The following is a 15,743-nucleotide window of genomic DNA, read 5'->3' as shown; positions in this document are numbered from 1 at the left end:
TCACTTCGCCTTCACGCTCTGCGAGCCCTTGAGCGCCTCGCCCGTGAAGTAGCACTTGTGGCTCTTCTCGGTGATGACGCCACTGCCACTGCTGCCCAGGTCGATGTTGCCGGACGCGTCGATCTTGCAGTCCTGGCATTTGAGCTCGACGTTGCCGTCCACCTGGATGGTCAGGTCCGCCTTGCCCTGGATGGTGATGACGTCATCCTGCTTGATCGTCACCACGTTCTCCCCGGCGGTGAAGACGATGGACTGATCCTTGTCGATGGCGATGGAGGTGGTGCCTCCCGGAGGGGCGACGACGCGCCACTCGTCCGCCTCGTGCACGGGCGGGTTGACCTCGTCCGAGTAGAGCCGGCCCGCCACGATGGGGCGGTTGGCGTCCCCTCCCACGTAGGAGATGAGGACCAGCTCGCCCGCGCGCGGCGCGCTCACCATGCCGATGTGCGGGGTGACGATGGGCACCTTCCGCAGCTCCACGCCGCTCTCGCGCAGCTGCACGTTGCACTCATGGTTGTTCTCGTCCCCGTCCGCATGGGGGAAGGAGCTCGTCACCACGCCGATGTCGCCGAGGCGCAGCGACGCGAGCTCGTCGCGGATGAGGGCACGGATGATGGTCACGAGGTCGCTCATGGAATCGCTCCCGCGGGGAGAAGGGTCTTGTTCGCGGCTGCTGGGGCTGGCGCTGCTGGGGCATCGAGCTTCTGCTGCATCTCTCGAAGCCTCCTGGCGAGGCCCTGGACGGACTCCCGCAGGTGCACGAGGGACTGCTCCGGCAGGTAGCCCTTCAGGATGACCTCGGCACCACGCCGGATCTTGTCCGCGAGATCGATCGCCGCCCGGGATGCGTCGATCACGGGCGCCAGTGAGCCGAGCCCCATGTCCTGCATGTCCTGGCCCGAGCTGCTCGCCAGCTCCTTCACCTGCTCGAAGGCCGGGTCCAGGGCCTCGAGGAACGCCGGGAGGCGTGCCACCTGCTCCAGCTTCTCGATCCACCCGACGAGGATCTCCAGCACCCGGGCGAGCGCTTGGAGCCCCACCTTCACCGGCTGGCCGATGCCGAGCTTCTTCACCAGGTCCACCAGCGCCTCGACCGTGTCGGTCTCGAGCAGCTCCTTGAGGGCGGTGATGAGCCGGGCGATGCCGTCGATGATGTCCGCCGTGGTGGTGCTCACGGGTTTGCCCCCATGTCGAGATCCTTGAAGGGCCCGAGCGGATCGAACTTGCCCACCGACTCGCCGAGCGCCGTGGCCTCCTGGACCACGCGCTGCAGCTTCGCGAGGAAGTCACCCGCGCCGGCGATGGCCTTGATGAGGCTGAGCGCCGCGCCAAGGTCGATCCCCTTGAGCTTCTGCATGAGGTTGACGCCCTCTGCGGCGAGCTTCTGGATGAAGCCGCCCAGGCTGCCGGAGTTCTTCAGCGAGTCGATGAAGCCACCGATCGCCCCGGGATTGGTCTTGCCGAGTGCGCCGAGGAGGTTGCCGAAGTTCTCCCCGCTCAGCTTGTCCTGCGTCTGGGTGACGACGGAGCCGAGCTCGTCCGGGCTCAGGTGGGCGAGCACCTCGGGGTTGCTGTCCACGGCGTCCATGAGGGAGTCGGGGTCCTGCAGCACGGCGGCGGCGTCGGTGGAGCCCTGGGCCCAGGTGGCGGCATCCTCGGCGGCGGCCTCGTCCACGGCGGCGGCGCCAGCGTCCTCGGAGGCCGGCGGCTCCACGTACTCCTTCACCTTCAGGAAGAAGCTGTAGCGGCTCTCGTGGCCGGCGAGCTGCTTCACCTGGAAGTCGGCGATGAGCACGTCCGTCAGATCGGCACCGGCGATGGCGTCCGCGGCGAACGACATCGGCGTGGCCTTCATCTGCGCCTGGCGCAGCTCCTCGAGGGCGGCCTGCGTGTCCTCGCCCAGGAGGATGCCCTCCATGACGACGGTGACGGGCTCGCGCCCGAGGTCCTGGAAGATGTTTCCCGACTGCCCCGGCACGCGCTGCTGCACCAGGTTCCGGGTGTCCTCGGTGTAGATGTTGGTGAGCCCGATGAGCTCTATCTTTCCAATGCGTACGGCCATCTCAGAACTCCATCCGGGTGACGAAGCCCGACCGGGCGTTCAGCGTGTGCCGCACCGCGCGCACGCGGAGCACCTTGTCGGAGGCCAGCGCATGCACCGCATGCGTGGCGGGGATGTCAGCGAACTCCACGAGATCTCCCGGCTTCACGGCCGGGGCACCGAGCACCACGGCGAAGCCGCGCAGGGCGCGTGAGGCCAGCGCCTTCATCCGCGCCTCGGCCTGGGCGGTTGCGTCGTCGCCGGTCCGCACCGCGCCATCCCGGACCTCGCGCGACAGCTCGCCCTCGCTCCCGGATTGCACCTTGAAGTCCGCGTCGGCGGCGGCCTTGCCGCTGACCGAGGAGAGATCGGCGACGAGCCAGTGGGACTTCTCGGAGCCCTGGGTGCTCGCGGCGCCCTCGCCCCACACCTCCACGCCGTCGTAGGCCAGCGGGGTGCGCAGGAGCTCGATCTTCAGGACCTGCTCCCGATAGGTGAAGGTGTGATCCGCTCCGCCCTGCTTCGGCGCGGCGAAGTGCACCGCGCCCTCTCCATCCGTGTACACGTCGAAGCCACACTGCTCGGCCAGGCGGTGGATGTGGCGGAGCGCCCTCGGCCCGCGGTGGAGCACGTAGCTGGTGAACGTGGGGCCGTCCTCGACGGTGCCCGCGGTGGCTCCGGCTTTCTGGACCAGCTCACTGACGATGGAGCCGGCCGAGGTCTGTTCGTAGACCCCGCTCACGTCGAGCCGGGCGAGCTTCGCCAGCCCATCCGTGCCCACGATGAGGGTCGTGTCCGGCGAGGCCTTCGTCTCCAGCACCGTGCCGGTGAAGACCGTGACGGCGCCGTTCCCGTCGTCGAGTGAGATCGTCGTCTCGTCCCCGGGCGCGGGTGGCTCCGAGTCCGAGGCCACCAGCTCCAGGTAGCAGCGTCCCCCGGCACCATCCATGGTCAGCTCGCTCACGATGGAGCGGACGTACCCGTTGCCCTGGCCGGCCTGGCTCGAGGCCTGGAAGGAGCCGATCGTCACTTCGTAGGCGATTCCAGCCATGGCTCAGACCTCCAACCCATGACGGCGTGCCGTCTCGCGAAGGATGTCGACCAGCGCGTCCTCCAACGTGCGCCGGTCCAGACCCTCCTGGGGAGCGGAGGGATCCAGGTGGACGTTGACGTTGAACGTGTTGCGCACGGCATTGCTCGGAGGCGCCGTCACGGTGCTCGCCGGGGCCGAGGCACGCTCCACGGTGAGCGCGGCGTGCGTGAGCTGGTGGGCCTGCTCCCAGACGGGTGCCAGGCCTCGCGTGACCTGCTCGGTAAGAGCGGCGGGGACGGTGCCGGGTCGAGGGCCGCTGCTGCCTTCGGAAGCGGGGAGCGGTGAGCTCACGGGGGCTCGGGACGAGGTGGAATCGAGGGCCGGTGAAGGTGAAGAGGAGGACTCGGGAGCAGGGAGGAACGTGAGCCGCTTCTTGGGGCTCGCGCTTCCGGCCGACTCGGGTCCGGAGTCCGCGCGGATGGGGGCACGGGCAGCGGTGGGCTCGATGGAGGAAGTGGGGCGAAGTTCCAGCCGGGTTTCGATTTCCTGCCGCGATGGGGGAGGGAGGACACGCACGACGCGCGGGCCTGGAGTGCTCCGCGGAGGAGGGGACAGCGCCTCGGCGCGAGCAGTGGAATCAGATGCCGGGTGCACTTCCGCGCGGGCAACGGACGGCGAAGGAGATGACGGAGCCTCGGCGCGGGCGACGTTCAGGGGAGGGGACAACGCTTCGGCGCGAGCCACGGAAGCGGATGTCATGGGTGCTTCAGCGCGGGAGACGGAAGGAGAAGCCGGTGACGGTGCCTGGACGTGAGAGATGGAAGGCGGAACCGGGTGTGTCTCGGTGCGGGAGACCGAAGGAGAAGCCGGGTGCGTTCCGGCGCGAACAGCGGAAGGCGGAGTCGATGACGGAGCCTCAGCGCGGGCGACGCTTGGGAGAAGGGACGGCGCTTCGGTGTGAGCCACGGAAGCGGATGTCTTGGGCGCTTCGGCGCGGGAGACGGAAGGAGAAGCCGGGAGCACCTCGGTACGAGCGATGGAAGGCGAAGGCGATGACGGAGCTTCGGCCCAGGCAGGGGAGGGCGTCGCGGACGGAATCGGTGCCTTCGCTCGGATGCCTGGGGGCGGGAGCGAGGTGGCGGAATGGATCGTCTCCTCGAGAGGCTCGACGGAGTACGAGGTGCTCGAAGCCGGGGATTCCGCACCAGGTGCGGTACGAGGCAGGAGCCGAACGATGCGCCTGCCGCGCTCCTGTGCACCCGGAGTGGCGGAGGCCGTCCTCGCCATGGGGTCGCTGCTCCGGACCTCCGCACGAGGAGCGGACAGGGACCGTGCGGCAACGGGAGCGCGTGTTCCGGCTTCCGTGATTGCGTCCTGGAAGGCAGAGGGCTCCGAGTCAGCCGGGAGTGGATCGAGGCTGCGGACCTCGGCGCGCGAGGGGGTGGGCTCGGACGAGGACACATTCACGGTCTCCGTCCCGACGGGGAAAGGCGATGAGGACAGGGCCGGAGTGGCCTCCGTCATCCCGGCTCGCGGGGCCGCGGCAGTCGACGAGCCAGGCTCCGTCCGCGCGCTCACCTGCCGCTCGGAAGTGGGCGGTTCCTGTGTGTCTTCCGCACTGGTGACAGGGGGCTGCTCGGGAAGCCGTGTGCCCAACTGCCTCGCGATGTCTTCCATCACCCGGAACGCCGGGCGGGAGAGGAATGAGACGATTCCCCGTGTCGTGGTGTTCGCGCGCATCACCCTGCCTCCACCTGGATCACCACCGCATCGGGATGATCCGCGAGCCCCGGAGTCCGAGGCGCCACCGGTGCCGGAGCCGAAGCCTCCGTCACCGCCAGAATCGCGAGCAGCCGGTCGATCTCCGCCGCCGGTGCCTCCCACACCTGCGAAGGCGTCCAACCGAGTGTCCGGCACAGGAGCAGCGTCAATCGCGCCAGTGCCTGGCCCTCGGCATCGGAGGCCCTCATCTTCTTGTCCTCGTCGCGCTCCCCAGCGGTGTTGAGTGCGACGACCACATCGAGCAGCGCGGCCGTGGTGGCTCCGTCCAGCATCGACAGCTCCACCCCCGCCGGATCGAGCGCCACGACGGACGCGGCGAGCATCGCGCGCAGGTAGCGCTCGAGGCCGAGCTCCCGGGTGCCATCGGGGCGCGCGGTGAGGCTCGCGCCCATGGCCCTCGAACGCTCGGAAAAGGTCCACGGCCGGAGCCGGGCGCGGAGGGTTCCAATGCGCAGCCATCCGTCCGGTCCCACGCCGGAGGCCGGCTCCCTGTCTCCACCGGTGGCCCACCACAGGGCCAGCGATGCCAGCTCCTCGTGGAGCGGGTCCGGTACACCGGAGTCGCGCAGCACGTCGCGCGAGAAACCTTCGTGATCGAAGCGGAGCCCGCGCTCATCGGCCCAGGCATGCCGGTCGAGCGCTCGCAGGTGCTCGTCGAACCGCCAGCGGCGCAGGTGGACGCACTCCCCCGAGCGCGTATCCACTCGCACCACCCGTTCGTCCGGGCCCTCGAAGTGGACGGAGAACGTCTTTCCGTCCACCTCGATCATGTGCGCGGGCTCCGCTCCCATGGGCTATTCCTCGCGCACTCGCGTGGCGGTGAACGCGTAGCTGGTGGCCGCGCTGCCGTGCGCGTCCAGACGGAAGGACTTGCCCTCCACGAAGCAGTCGTCGAACGACACCGTGCGCGTCTCGTCGTTGCCCTCGGTGCGCTTGAGGCTCGCGACGAGCTGGAACTTCGCGCGGTTCTGCAACAGCGTGTCGAGCTTGACGCTCGCGGAGCGGATCACCAGCTCGCCCTGCACGGTGCGCAGGCCGAAGATGACCTCGACACGCTCGTTGGAGCCGATGGCCCGGATGTCCTCGCGCTCGGTGACGACGCGGAAGACGAGCGACTGGAGTCCCTCGACGGCCTCACCGTCGACGAGGATGCTGCTGCGATTGGCGGAGAATACCGTTGGCATCTGCGTGTTTCCTCATCAGACCTGGACCGTGATGGTCGCGTAGACGTAGTCAATGGCTCGCACGGGCCGCACGGCCAGGTTCACCCTGACGATGCCCAGCGCGAAGTCCTCCTGAGAGGAATAGACCTCCACCTTGAAGGCGGGATCCTTCCCATCCGTGGAGGGGACGATGGCGCCGTCCTTCTCCATCTGGAGCATCGCCTCGGTCAGCTTCTGCTTGAGCGCGCTGCGCCCATCCGCGGTGTTGAGCTGGCCGATGAAGAGGTTGCCGATCATCTTCAGCGTGCGCACGGCCCGGTCGGCCACGCGGCGCACGTTGATCTGATCTCCATCCGTGGTGAGCCCGCGCAGCACGATGGTGCCGCGGCCGCGCTCGAGCACCACGGGGACCACGTTGCCCTTGAGCAGGGTCTTCTGGTCATCCACCGGGATGGGCGGCAGCTCGCCCGCGCCGGAGATGCGCTTGAAGGTGGGCGAGTAGAAGTAGGGGAGGTTGCCCACGAGGCCGGCCACCGCGCCCGCCACGCCGTTGGGCGCCACCAGCACGAACCGGTCGCTCACCAGGTTGCTGGCGAGCTGCACGAACTCCTCCATGGTGCCCGCGTCCGGCACCTGGCCGAAGCCGAGGCGGCCCTTGCAGTCGTCGCTCAGGTTGTTGCAGTGGCTGATGACGTCGCCGTAGATGCGTGTCACCTTCGCCCGATCCGAGAAGTCCTGGATGGCGGCGAGGACCATGTCCACGTCGGGCTCGTCCTGGAGGCGGCGGAGCGCGGCGGCATAGTCGTCGGCGGTCGCGTCCTTGCCGCCCGCGAGCGTGTACACGTCCGCGGTGGGCCAGCCGAGCGCCTTCGACTCGTCCACCTTCACGTAGGCGGAGCCCGCCTTGAGCGCCGCGGTCAGCGACTCCAGGGTCAGGCTGCGGTGCACCTCGAGGACGACTTCCTTCCCATTGCTCTCCCCCAGGACCTGCAGGTCGAAGGAGATGCTCTGATCGAGGTTGTTGCGGTACTCGATCTTGACGCCGATGCCATTGGCCCAGGGCCCCGGGGCGCGCGCCACGAGGGTGATGCCGGCGCCGGCCTTGGCGTCCTTGCCCTTGGGAGCGTCCTTGGCGGCGTCCTTGGGCGGCTCCGCCGCACCCTTGGTCGCGTCCGCGGGGATGACCACCTTCGCGGTGGCCCCGGCGCTGGCGGGCAACGGCGAGATGACCAGCTCGGAGACGCCATTGTCGAGCGCCTGCTTCGCCTCGGGCAGGCTGTAGGCGCTGGCGCGTCCCAGCACTCCCACGAAGCGCGACCAGTTGCTCGCGCGCACGACCTTGCCGGGATTCTCCTCGGTGAAGCCGATGAGGCCCAGCACTCCGGACGGCGCGAGCTGCTGGGGAAGGACTTCCTTGACGACGGTTACCTGGACTCCAGGAATGATGAGGCCACTGGCCATGTGCTCTCCGGACCCTCGGGGACGAGGGGGTGGATGACCCTGCTCAGGGTGCAGGTTCCCCGGACCGCGCGCCTTGGCGGTTCACGCACGCCCTCGGGCGCACGCGGTCCTCTTCTTCAGATGGATGTGGAACGCGACCGGCCGGCTGGGATCAGCTCTTGGCCTTGGTCGTGGAGGTATCCGTGGCCGGAGTGGTACCCGTGGTGTTACCGGCGGGCAGGGCCTTGGCGTCGACGGTGATCGGCTCGGGCAGCAGCAGGGCCTCCGTCTTCTTCACCATCTCCAGGGTGATCGGCTTGAGGGTCGGGGGCTGGCCGGCGAGCGCCAGGCCGACATTCATGAGCAGGTCCACGATGGCCGCGATGTGGTCGATGCCGATGCTCACGAAGTCGACGATCACGTTGAGGAAGCGCCGGCTGGTCTCGACGACGTTCTGCACGGTGGCGGGCAGCAGGTCGAGCGTCGAGTTGACCAGATCCCTGCCCGCGCCGAGGACCTCCTTGAACATCGTCAGGACGTCCTTGTCGAGGAACGGCTCGATGACCTCCTTGACCTTGGTCAGGATCGTCTTCAGGACGTCCTGGATCTTGGTCAACATCGACTTGAGGGGGTCCTTGAAGCCCTCCATCAGCTTCGTGTAGCCGGCACCGGTGACCGCCTTGTAGAGCCTGTAGAGCGCCAGCTCGACCTTGTAGGCGACGTTGTTGACGGTGTTGAGGGTATCGGACGCGTTCATGACCAGGTCAGCCATTGCAACCTCTTCCTTGTGGGTGGAGCGGGTTCCGCCGTTCGCACCCCGGAAGACGACCCAGGTCATTCTTTGTGACATTCCCTGAGAAATGGCGCCGGGAGGTTCCTCCACCTCTACCGGCGGTTCGATCCCTCAGGCGGTCTTGACAATGCCTCGCTCGACCGTGACGGGCCACGGCGTCAGCCTCTGGCCGGCACACGGGCCTCCGACGCACACCCCGTCCTCGAGCTGGAACAGCGCTCCGTGCCACGAACAGGCGATCAGCCGGGCATCGGGCGTCAGGTAGTTGTCGAGCTTCTGCGCCAGCGGCAATCCCTGGTGCGGGCAGCGGTCCACGTAGCCCCGGACCATCTCTCCGGTACGCACCAGGAAGCCGTGGAAGAAGGCGTCATCGATCTGAAGGACGAAGTTGCGCGCCCCGGGATCCGCCAGTGCGTCGAGCGTGCAGAGCGCGACGCCAGCGGGAGTCTCGAAGACGCGCGCGCGTCCTCCGGTCATCGACGCGGCTCCGTGACGACCTGGTCGATCGCTCCGAAGATGGAGCGGCCCGCTTCGTCCTGCATCTCGATGCGCACGCGGTCGCCCCGGCGGAGGAAGGGCGTCTTCGGTGCCCCCGTCAGCAGGGTCTCGACGGTCCGCACCTCGGCGATACAGGAGTAGCCGAGCCCTCCGTCGCGGATGGGCTTCCCGGGACCGCCATCCGCATCGCGGTTCGACACGGTACCCGAGCCGATGATGGAGCCCGCGCACAGGTCACGCGTCCGGGCGGCGTGCGCGACCAGGGTGCCGAAGTCGAACGTCATGTCCACGCCCGCGTCCGCGCGTCCGAAGGGCTCCCCGTTCAAGGAGACCCGCAGTGCCCCGTGCAGCTTGCCCTCGCGCCATGCCGGACCGAGCGCATCGGGCGTGACCGCGACCGGCGAGAAGGAAGAGGCCGGCTTGGACTGGAAGAAGCCGAAACCCTTGGCCAGCTCCGCCGGGATGAGGTTCCGGAGCGACACGTCATTGACCAGCATGACGAGCCGGATCGCCTGGAGGGCCTCCTCACGCGTCGCGCCCTGCCTCACGTCACCGGTGATGACCGCGACCTCTCCCTCCAGGTCACAGCCCCAGCTCTCGTCCGCGAGCGGGATGGGCTCACGAGGGCCGATGAAGCCGTCCGAGCCACCCTGGTACATGAGCGGGTCGGTCCAGAAGCTCTCGGGCATCTCGGCCTTGCGCGCCTTGCGCACCAGCGCCACGTGGTTCACGTACGCCGAGCCGTCCGCCCACTGGTAGGCGCGTGGCAGCGGCGCGGCGCACTCCTCCTCGGAGAACGGTTTGCCCGGCGCCTCACGCTGGTTCAGGGCCGCGGCGAGCGCCCGGAGTGGCCCCTCACAGCGCTCCCATTCGTCCAATGCACGCTGGAGCGTCGGCGCGATCGCCGTGGCGTCGACATACGTGGACAGGTCATCCGAGACGACGACCAGCCGGCCGTCGCGCCCCGACTTCAGCGAGGCGAGCTTCACCGCTGCTTCTCCGCGTTCGTCCCGGGCAGCCGGGCCTTCTGGAAGCTCGACCAGCAGGCGTCGTAGTCACGCTGCAGGGCGGGGGTCTCCATCGCGAAGGACGTCGGGGCGATCACCCACCGGGACTCGAACATGAACGCGAGCGTGTCGGCGATCTTGTGGGGCGCGAGCTTCACTTCCACCGCGCGCTCGTAGGTCTCGCGGTCCGGGCCGTGGCCGCTCATGCAGTTGTGCAGCGACGCGCCGCCCGGCAGGAAGCCCTCGGCCTTCGCGTCGTACGCGCCGTGCACCAGCCCCATGAACTCGCTCATGATGTTGCGGTGGAACCAGGGCGGGCGGAAGGTGTTCTCGGCGACCATCCACCGCGGCGGGAAGATGACGAAGTCGCAGTTGGCCACCCCGGGGCTCTCGCTCGGCGAGGTGAGCACCGTGAAGATCGACGGATCCGGGTGGTCGTAGCTCACCGTGCCGATCGTGTTGAAGCGCGCCAGGTCGTACTTGTACGGCGCCAGGTTGCCGTGCCAGGCCACCACGTCCAGCGGCGAGTGGTCGAGCTCGGCTGACCAGAGACGGCCCTGGAACTTCTGCACGACGCGCGTCGGCCGGTCCACGTCCTCGAACGCGGCGACCGGCGTGAGGAAGTCACGCGGGTTGGCCAGCCCGTTCGCGCCGATCGGCCCCAGCTCGGGGAGCCGGAACAGCGCGCCGTAGTTCTCGCAGATGTACCCGGCCGCCTCACCATCGGGCAGCTCGGCGCGGAAGCGCACGCCGCGCGGCACGATGCCGACCTCACCCGGCGCGAGCCCCAGCACGCCCATCTCGGTCACGAGCCGGAGCCGCCCCGACTGCGGGACGATCAGCAGCTCTCCATCCGCGTCGAAGAACACCGTGTCCGTCATCGACCGGTTGGCCAGGTACTGGTGGATCGCCACGCCCGTGCCGAGCGACGGCGCGCCGTTCCCACCGAACGTCACCAGCCCCTCGAGGAAGTCGGTCGGCTGGGACGGACGCGGGAGTGGGCTCCAGCGCAGGCGGTTGGGCGTGACGGGCGCCTCGGTGAAGGGCCCGCTGCGCAGCAGGCCCTCCGGATGCGGACGGAAGGGCGCATGGCTCGAGCTGGGACGCAGCCGGTACAGCCAACTGCGGCGGTTCTCGCGCCGGGGCGCCGTGAACGCCGTGCCCGAGAGCTGCTCCGCGTACAGTCCGTACGGCACGCGCTGGGGTGAGTTCTGCCCCTCCGGCAGCGCGCCCTTGACGGCCTCCGTCGCGAGCTCGTTGCCGAATCCCGACATGTATCCGTCCATCGCCATGTTCCCCTCCGTGGGTTGCGCTCTCGCGGATGACTACCGCTTGGTCGTCACCTGGATGACGCCGCGACGGATCTGATCGAGCTCGATGGACTCGAACAGCGCTTGGAAGTTCCCGTTGCCGAACCCCTCGTTCCCCTTGCGCTGGATGATCTCGAAGAAGATCGGACCGAAGAGGTTCTCGGTGAAGATCTGCAGCAGGAAGCCCTCCGACTTGCTGCCGTCGATGAGGATGCGGTTCTTCTTCATCCGCTCCAGATCCTCGCCGTGGCCCGGCACCCGCTTGTCCACCAGCTCGTAGTAGGTCTCGATGGTGTCCTGGAAGATGACCCCGCGCTGGCGCAGCTTCTCCACCGTCCCGTAGATGTCGTCGGTGGTCAGCGCCAGGTGCTGGATGCCCTCACCCTTGTACTGGCGGATGAACTCCTCGATCTGCGACTTGTCGTCCTGGCTCTCGTTGAGCGGGATGCGGATGGCGCGGTCCGGGGCGATCATCGCCTGCGAGAACAGGCCGGTCGCCTGGCCCTTGATGTCGAAGTACTTCTGCTCGGTGAAGCCGAACACGCGGTTGTAGAAGCTCGACCAGGTGCGCATCTCGCCCCGGCGCACGTTGTGCGTGAGGTGGTCGAGGATGTCCAGGCCCGTGCTGTTCTTCGCCTCCGCCTCCACGGCCCCGGGAATCTGGCGCCAGTCGTCATAGAGCGAGCCCTTCGCCCCGTAGCGGTCGACGAGATAGAGGAGGCTGCCACCGATGCCCTGGAGCACATAGCTGTCCGGGCCGAGCGTGCCCGCGTTCGGATCCGCCGGCTTCGCGCCGCGCTCGATGGCCAGCTCGTAGGCCTTCTTCGCGTTGGCCACGCGGAAAGCCATGCCGTTGGCCGACGGGCCGTGCAGCGCCCGGAACTCGGCCGCCTGTCCGGTCGGCTCGCGGTTCACCAGCAGGTTGATGCCGCCCTGCTTGTAGCGGACGACGTCCTTCGTCGGGTGCGTCGCGTAGGCCGTGAAGCCCAGCCGCTCGATCAGATCGATCATCTTGCCGGGCTCCGGCGAGGTGAACTCGACGAACTCGAAACCATTCAACCCGAGGGGATTCTCCGCCACGTCGCTCATGATCTGGATGCCTCCGTAATCTCTCCAGATAGTAACATCTGAAACTAACCACGCAAGACATTGCTAGCAGCATGTCAAATGGGTGACGGGCAGGCCCCTGCTTCATTGCCAGCCCAACGAACGAGCAGGGGTGATGCGGCGCGTCAGCGGCGGGTGAGCACGCGATCGGCGGCGGCTTCCAGACGGCGGAGCACGTCCTTGAGCCCGGCGATCTCCTGTTCACCGAGCCCCTCGAGCACCTCGGCCTCGAGCTCGAGCACCGCGGGGACGACCCGGGCGTAGAGCTTCTGCCCCTCGGCGGTGAGCGAGAGCCGGAGGGAGCGGCCGTCCTCGGCGTTCGTCACGCGCCGCAGGAGCCTGCGCCGCTCGAGCACCTGCGCGGCGCGGCTCACCGTCACCTTGTCCATCTTGGTGTGGCCGACGATCTCCTGCTGGGTGAGCTCGTCGTTCTCAGCCAGAACGGTGATGACGCGCCACTCGTGCATCTTGAGGCCGAAGTGCTCCTCGTACGCCCGGGCGATCACCTGGCTCACCGCGTTGGAGGCGAGCGAGAGCCGGTACGGCAGGAACTCCTCGAGCTTGAGATGGGAGCGCGTCACGGGGACGTCCGCGGGTTCCTAGGCGGCCCTGGAGCCGGAGGGCTTCCAGTTGGCGAAGAAGCGCGACTTGAACCGGGCGCAGTACTCCACGAGGTTGCCCTGGGACAGGGTGTGCTGCTTGAAGTCCGAGTCCACCGGGAAGGCGATGATGCCCACCAGGAACGCGTAGACCGTCGCGTCGAAGGAGGTGGGCGTCTCGTCGAGCAGGAACGGCTTGTTGCCCATGATGGTCGCCACGGCGGTGATGTCGTCCTTGCCCAGCTTCTGGACCTCCTCGAAGTTGTGGCGGCCCATGCCCTGGGCATGGAGGGTCTTGAACATCTTCCGGCGCAGCACCGGCAGCATGACGTTGCCCACGACCACCGGCAGCATCGTCTCGAGCACCGGCACATAGGCGCGCCAGCCCGCCTCGTCCACCCAGCGCGTGTACACGATGTTCCAGTAGGTGGACTCCTCCAACATGCGCCGGACCGAGTGGCCGATCGCCACCTGCTCCGCGGTCAGCTTGCTGTCGAGCGGATCCCCATACTTCTGCTTGAGGTACTCGATGATGAACTGGGAGTCGCCCATGAGACGTCCGTCGACATCGACGTAGGGCACCTTGCCCTTGGGCGCCTTGCGGAGATCCGCCGGCTGCACCTGATAGGTCTGGCCCGTCATGCGCAGGTAGGACTCCAGCTTGATACAGAACGGGCTGAGGTTGGGGGTACCCCAGGCGGTGGGGGTCTGATAGAGGGTGATCATCGCTGTCGTCTCATCCTGTCGCAGACTGCTCGAGTTGTTCATCCGTGCGCGCCGCCCGTGCTGGCCGGACGCTCACCTGGACTCCACTGAATGCGGCGTTGCCACTGATGGCATCGAGGGCACGGTCGTCCGTGAGGTCGTTGATGCTCACGCCCGCGTGTGCTCCGGCGACCTGGAGCCGCACACCCTCGCGCCCGTGCCCGTAGCCGTGGGGCAGGCTCACCACTCCGGGCATGACCTCTTCCGTCACGTTCACGGGAGCTTGGACCTCCCCGACCCGTGAAGTGATCACAGCTTCCTCGCCCTCGCTCAGGCCCAGCCGCCGGGCATCCTCCGGGTGCACCATCAGTGTGCACCGGGGCTTGCCCTTGACGAGCCGGGGCACGTTGTGCAGCCACGAGTTGTTGTCCCTCAGGTGGCGCCGCCCGATGAGCAGCAGCGCTCCTTCCTCGGGAGCCCCCGTGCCTTCCAGGAAGGTGTGGCGCAGCCGGTGCACGTCGGCCACCAGCACGTCCGGGGCGAGGTGGATGCGGCGAGCCTTCGTGGCCAGCCGCCCGGGCAGGCTCGGCTTCAGGGGCCCGAGGTCCACACCGTGCGGTTTCGCTTTCAGGCTCGCGAGGCTCAGGCCCTTGCGGAAGGGGCGGAGCTTCATGCCGTACGGGCCCGCGCGCAGCCCCAGGTCCAGGATGCCGTCCGGGCCGAGCGCCTTCAGGGCACGGTACGTCAGCTCGCCGCGCACGCGGGGAGCGCCCCGGAGCGTCTCCAGGCGGTGCTTCAGCTCCAGGAAGATCTCCCAGTCGTGGCGCGAGTCCGGACCGGGCGTGAAGAGCGGGGGCGAGTACTTCGCCGTGTTGCGCACGGCCAGCGCGTGGAACGCGAGGTCGTAGTGGCTGCGCTCCAGGTGCGTGGTGGGCGGGAGGATGAGGTGCGCGTGCCGCGTCGTCTCGTTGATGTACGGGTCGATGCACACCATGAAGTCGAGCGACGCGAGCGCCTTGTCGAGCTGCCGCCCGTTGGGCGTGGACACCACCGGGTTGCCCGCGGAGGTGAGCATCGCGCGGATGCGCCCGGGGCCCTCGGTGAGGATCTCCTCGCCGAGCGCGGCCACCGGCAGCTCACCGGAGAACTCGGGCAGTGCGCGTACCCGGCTCCTGAAGCGGGCGAAGCCGCCGCGGTTCATGGACATCGCGCGGGGTCCGCCCACCACGTCGAAGGCCGGCCGGGTGAAGAGGGCGCCCCCCTGACGGTCGAAGTTCCCCGTCACGATGTTGATGAGGTTGATGAGCCACTGGCACATCGCGCCGAAGGACTGCGTGGAGACGCCGATGCGGCCGTAGCAGACGGCGGACTCCGCGGCGGACAGCTCGCGGGCGATCCGCCGGGTGGTATCCGCCGGCACGCCGGTGTGGGGCGCGGCGCGCTCGGGGGTGAAGTCGCGCGCCAACTCGCGGATGGCGGCCAGGCCGTCGGAGAGCTCCGCGAGCCGGCCGAGCTTCGGGCCCGCCTCCTCCAGCAGGACGTGCAGCAGGGAGAAGAGCCACAGGGCGTCCGTGCCGGGACGGATGAAGAGGTGCTCGTCCGCGACCTGGGCGGTCTCCGTCTTCCGGGGGTCCACGACCACCACCCGCCCGCCGCGCTTCTGGATGGCCTTGAGCCGGTCCTTCACGCCCGGCGCGCTCATCAGGCTGCCGTTGGAGGCGAGCGGGTTGGCCCCGAGGATGAGCATGTAGCGCGTGTGATCGATGTCCGGGATGGGGATGAGGAACTGGTGCCCGAACATCAGGTACGCGGCGAGCTGGTGGGGCAGCTGGTCCACCGACGACGCGGAGAACTTGTTCTTCGTGCGCAGAGCCCGCAGGAGGAACGGCAGGAACATCATCGCGCCGTGGTCGTGCACGGTGGGGTTGCCCACGTACACGCCCAGGGCGTCCCTGCCGTGCTCCTCCTGGATGGCGTGGAAACGCCGCGCGGTCTCGTCCAGCGCCTCCTCCCAGGAGATGGGCTCCCAGCCGGTGGCGGTGCGCCGCATCGGTTGACGCAGCCGGTCGGGGTCCTCGTGGAGATCCTGTAGCGCGACCGCCTTGGGGCAGATGTGGCCCTTGCTGAACGGATCCGCCTCGTCACCCCGGATGGAGGTGATCCGGCCCTGGGCGGTCTCGATGCGCAGGCCGCACATGGCCTCGCACAGATTGCAGGTGCGGAAGTGCAGCTCGGATGGAGGAGCGGTCTTGCTCATCAGGGGGG

General features: G+C 68.4%; 16 protein-coding genes. All 16 read right to left on the bottom strand.

Annotated features, from left to right (window positions below; all coding sequences use genetic code 11):
• The 16 genes from NR810_RS26415 to NR810_RS26340 all read right to left on the bottom strand — a co-directional run bounded on the left by NR810_RS26415 (window position 1) and on the right by NR810_RS26340 (window position 15,735).
• Window positions 1-633: a hypothetical protein gene (locus tag NR810_RS26415; protein WP_257456347.1), complete on the bottom strand. Its 633-nt coding sequence runs from the start codon at window positions 631-633 to the stop codon at window positions 1-3.
• Window positions 630-1,175 carry a hypothetical protein gene (locus NR810_RS26410; RefSeq protein ID WP_257456346.1) on the bottom strand — a complete coding sequence of 182 codons (546 nt, stop codon included), beginning with the start codon at window positions 1,173-1,175 and terminating at the stop codon, window positions 630-632. Before NR810_RS26410 ends, NR810_RS26415 begins: the two co-directional genes overlap by 4 nt.
• Window positions 1,172-2,062 carry a hypothetical protein gene (locus tag NR810_RS26405; protein WP_257456345.1) on the bottom strand — a complete coding sequence of 297 codons (891 nt, stop codon included), beginning with the start codon at window positions 2,060-2,062 and terminating at the stop codon, window positions 1,172-1,174. Before NR810_RS26405 ends, NR810_RS26410 begins: the two co-directional genes overlap by 4 nt.
• A 1-nt stretch (window position 2,063) precedes the next feature.
• Window positions 2,064-3,092 carry a hypothetical protein gene (locus NR810_RS26400; RefSeq protein WP_257456344.1) on the bottom strand — a complete coding sequence of 343 codons (1,029 nt, stop codon included), beginning with the start codon at window positions 3,090-3,092 and terminating at the stop codon, window positions 2,064-2,066.
• A 3-nt stretch (window positions 3,093-3,095) separates the two neighbouring features.
• Window positions 3,096-3,425 (bottom strand): hypothetical protein, encoded by a 330-nt coding sequence (locus tag NR810_RS26395; RefSeq protein ID WP_257456339.1) that lies wholly within the window; start codon window positions 3,423-3,425, stop codon window positions 3,096-3,098.
• Between the two features lie 1,388 nt (window positions 3,426-4,813).
• Window positions 4,814-5,647, bottom strand: a complete 834-nt coding sequence (locus tag NR810_RS26390; RefSeq protein ID WP_257456338.1) for a hypothetical protein — start codon at window positions 5,645-5,647, stop codon at window positions 4,814-4,816.
• 3 nt (window positions 5,648-5,650) lie between these two features.
• Window positions 5,651-6,040 (bottom strand): hypothetical protein, encoded by a 390-nt coding sequence (locus tag NR810_RS26385; RefSeq protein WP_204219771.1) that lies wholly within the window; start codon window positions 6,038-6,040, stop codon window positions 5,651-5,653.
• Window positions 6,041-6,055: 15 nt separating this feature from the next.
• The gene (locus NR810_RS26380) at window positions 6,056-7,480 is read right to left on the bottom strand and encodes a phage tail sheath C-terminal domain-containing protein (RefSeq protein WP_257456336.1); all 1,425 of its coding nucleotides are present in this window, start codon (window positions 7,478-7,480) and stop codon (window positions 6,056-6,058) included.
• 151 nt (window positions 7,481-7,631) lie between these two features.
• On the bottom strand, window positions 7,632-8,231 hold the full coding sequence (locus NR810_RS26375; protein WP_257456335.1) for a hypothetical protein: 600 nt from the start codon (window positions 8,229-8,231) through the stop codon (window positions 7,632-7,634).
• Between the two features lie 132 nt (window positions 8,232-8,363).
• On the bottom strand, window positions 8,364-8,729 hold the full coding sequence (locus NR810_RS26370) for a Rieske (2Fe-2S) protein (protein WP_257456334.1): 366 nt from the start codon (window positions 8,727-8,729) through the stop codon (window positions 8,364-8,366).
• On the bottom strand, window positions 8,726-9,739 hold the full coding sequence (locus NR810_RS26365) for a fumarylacetoacetate hydrolase family protein (protein WP_257456333.1): 1,014 nt from the start codon (window positions 9,737-9,739) through the stop codon (window positions 8,726-8,728). Before NR810_RS26365 ends, NR810_RS26370 begins: the two co-directional genes overlap by 4 nt.
• On the bottom strand, window positions 9,736-11,049 hold the full coding sequence (gene hmgA, locus NR810_RS26360; RefSeq protein ID WP_257456329.1) for a homogentisate 1,2-dioxygenase: 1,314 nt from the start codon (window positions 11,047-11,049) through the stop codon (window positions 9,736-9,738). Before hmgA ends, NR810_RS26365 begins: the two co-directional genes overlap by 4 nt.
• A gap of 33 nt (window positions 11,050-11,082) precedes the next feature.
• A complete protein-coding gene (gene hppD / locus NR810_RS26355) occupies window positions 11,083-12,156 on the bottom strand; it encodes a 4-hydroxyphenylpyruvate dioxygenase (protein ID WP_257456328.1) in 1,074 nt (357 codons plus the stop codon).
• A 143-nt stretch (window positions 12,157-12,299) separates the two neighbouring features.
• On the bottom strand, window positions 12,300-12,755 hold the full coding sequence (locus NR810_RS26350) for a MarR family winged helix-turn-helix transcriptional regulator (protein ID WP_257456327.1): 456 nt from the start codon (window positions 12,753-12,755) through the stop codon (window positions 12,300-12,302).
• Between the two features lie 18 nt (window positions 12,756-12,773).
• A complete protein-coding gene (locus tag NR810_RS26345; protein WP_257456326.1) occupies window positions 12,774-13,499 on the bottom strand; it encodes a glutathione S-transferase family protein in 726 nt (241 codons plus the stop codon).
• A 10-nt stretch (window positions 13,500-13,509) separates the two neighbouring features.
• Window positions 13,510-15,735: a molybdopterin oxidoreductase family protein gene (locus tag NR810_RS26340; RefSeq protein WP_257456325.1), complete on the bottom strand. Its 2,226-nt coding sequence runs from the start codon at window positions 15,733-15,735 to the stop codon at window positions 13,510-13,512.
• Window positions 15,736-15,743 lie beyond the last annotated feature (8 nt).

Origin of the sequence: Archangium lipolyticum (assembly GCF_024623785.1) — a bacterium.
GTDB classification, from domain to species: Bacteria; Myxococcota; Myxococcia; order Myxococcales; family Myxococcaceae; genus Archangium; species Archangium lipolyticum.
Note: the sequence above shows the minus strand (reverse complement) of the source record. Positions and strands in the feature narration are given on the sequence as shown.

Bases quoted from the DNA above. Each gene is read 5' to 3' on its own strand.
- hmgA (WP_257456329.1), bottom strand. From the start codon at position 11,049: ATGGCGATGGACGGATACATGTCGGGATTCGGCAACGAGCTCGCGACG.
- NR810_RS26415 (WP_257456347.1), bottom strand. From the start codon at position 633: ATGAGCGACCTCGTGACCATCATCCGTGCCCTCATCCGCGACGAGCTC.
- NR810_RS26340 (WP_257456325.1), bottom strand. From the start codon at position 15,735: ATGAGCAAGACCGCTCCTCCATCCGAGCTGCACTTCCGCACCTGCAAT.
- NR810_RS26405 (WP_257456345.1), bottom strand. From the start codon at position 2,062: ATGGCCGTACGCATTGGAAAGATAGAGCTCATCGGGCTCACCAACATC.
- NR810_RS26400 (WP_257456344.1), bottom strand. From the start codon at position 3,092: ATGGCTGGAATCGCCTACGAAGTGACGATCGGCTCCTTCCAGGCCTCG.
- NR810_RS26370 (WP_257456334.1), bottom strand. From the start codon at position 8,729: ATGACCGGAGGACGCGCGCGCGTCTTCGAGACTCCCGCTGGCGTCGCG.
- NR810_RS26375 (WP_257456335.1), bottom strand. From the start codon at position 8,231: ATGGCTGACCTGGTCATGAACGCGTCCGATACCCTCAACACCGTCAAC.
- NR810_RS26345 (WP_257456326.1), bottom strand. From the start codon at position 13,499: ATGATCACCCTCTATCAGACCCCCACCGCCTGGGGTACCCCCAACCTC.
- hppD (WP_257456328.1), bottom strand. From the start codon at position 12,156: ATGAGCGACGTGGCGGAGAATCCCCTCGGGTTGAATGGTTTCGAGTTC.
- NR810_RS26390 (WP_257456338.1), bottom strand. From the start codon at position 5,647: ATGGGAGCGGAGCCCGCGCACATGATCGAGGTGGACGGAAAGACGTTC.
- NR810_RS26385 (WP_204219771.1), bottom strand. From the start codon at position 6,040: ATGCCAACGGTATTCTCCGCCAATCGCAGCAGCATCCTCGTCGACGGT.
- NR810_RS26380 (WP_257456336.1), bottom strand. From the start codon at position 7,480: ATGGCCAGTGGCCTCATCATTCCTGGAGTCCAGGTAACCGTCGTCAAG.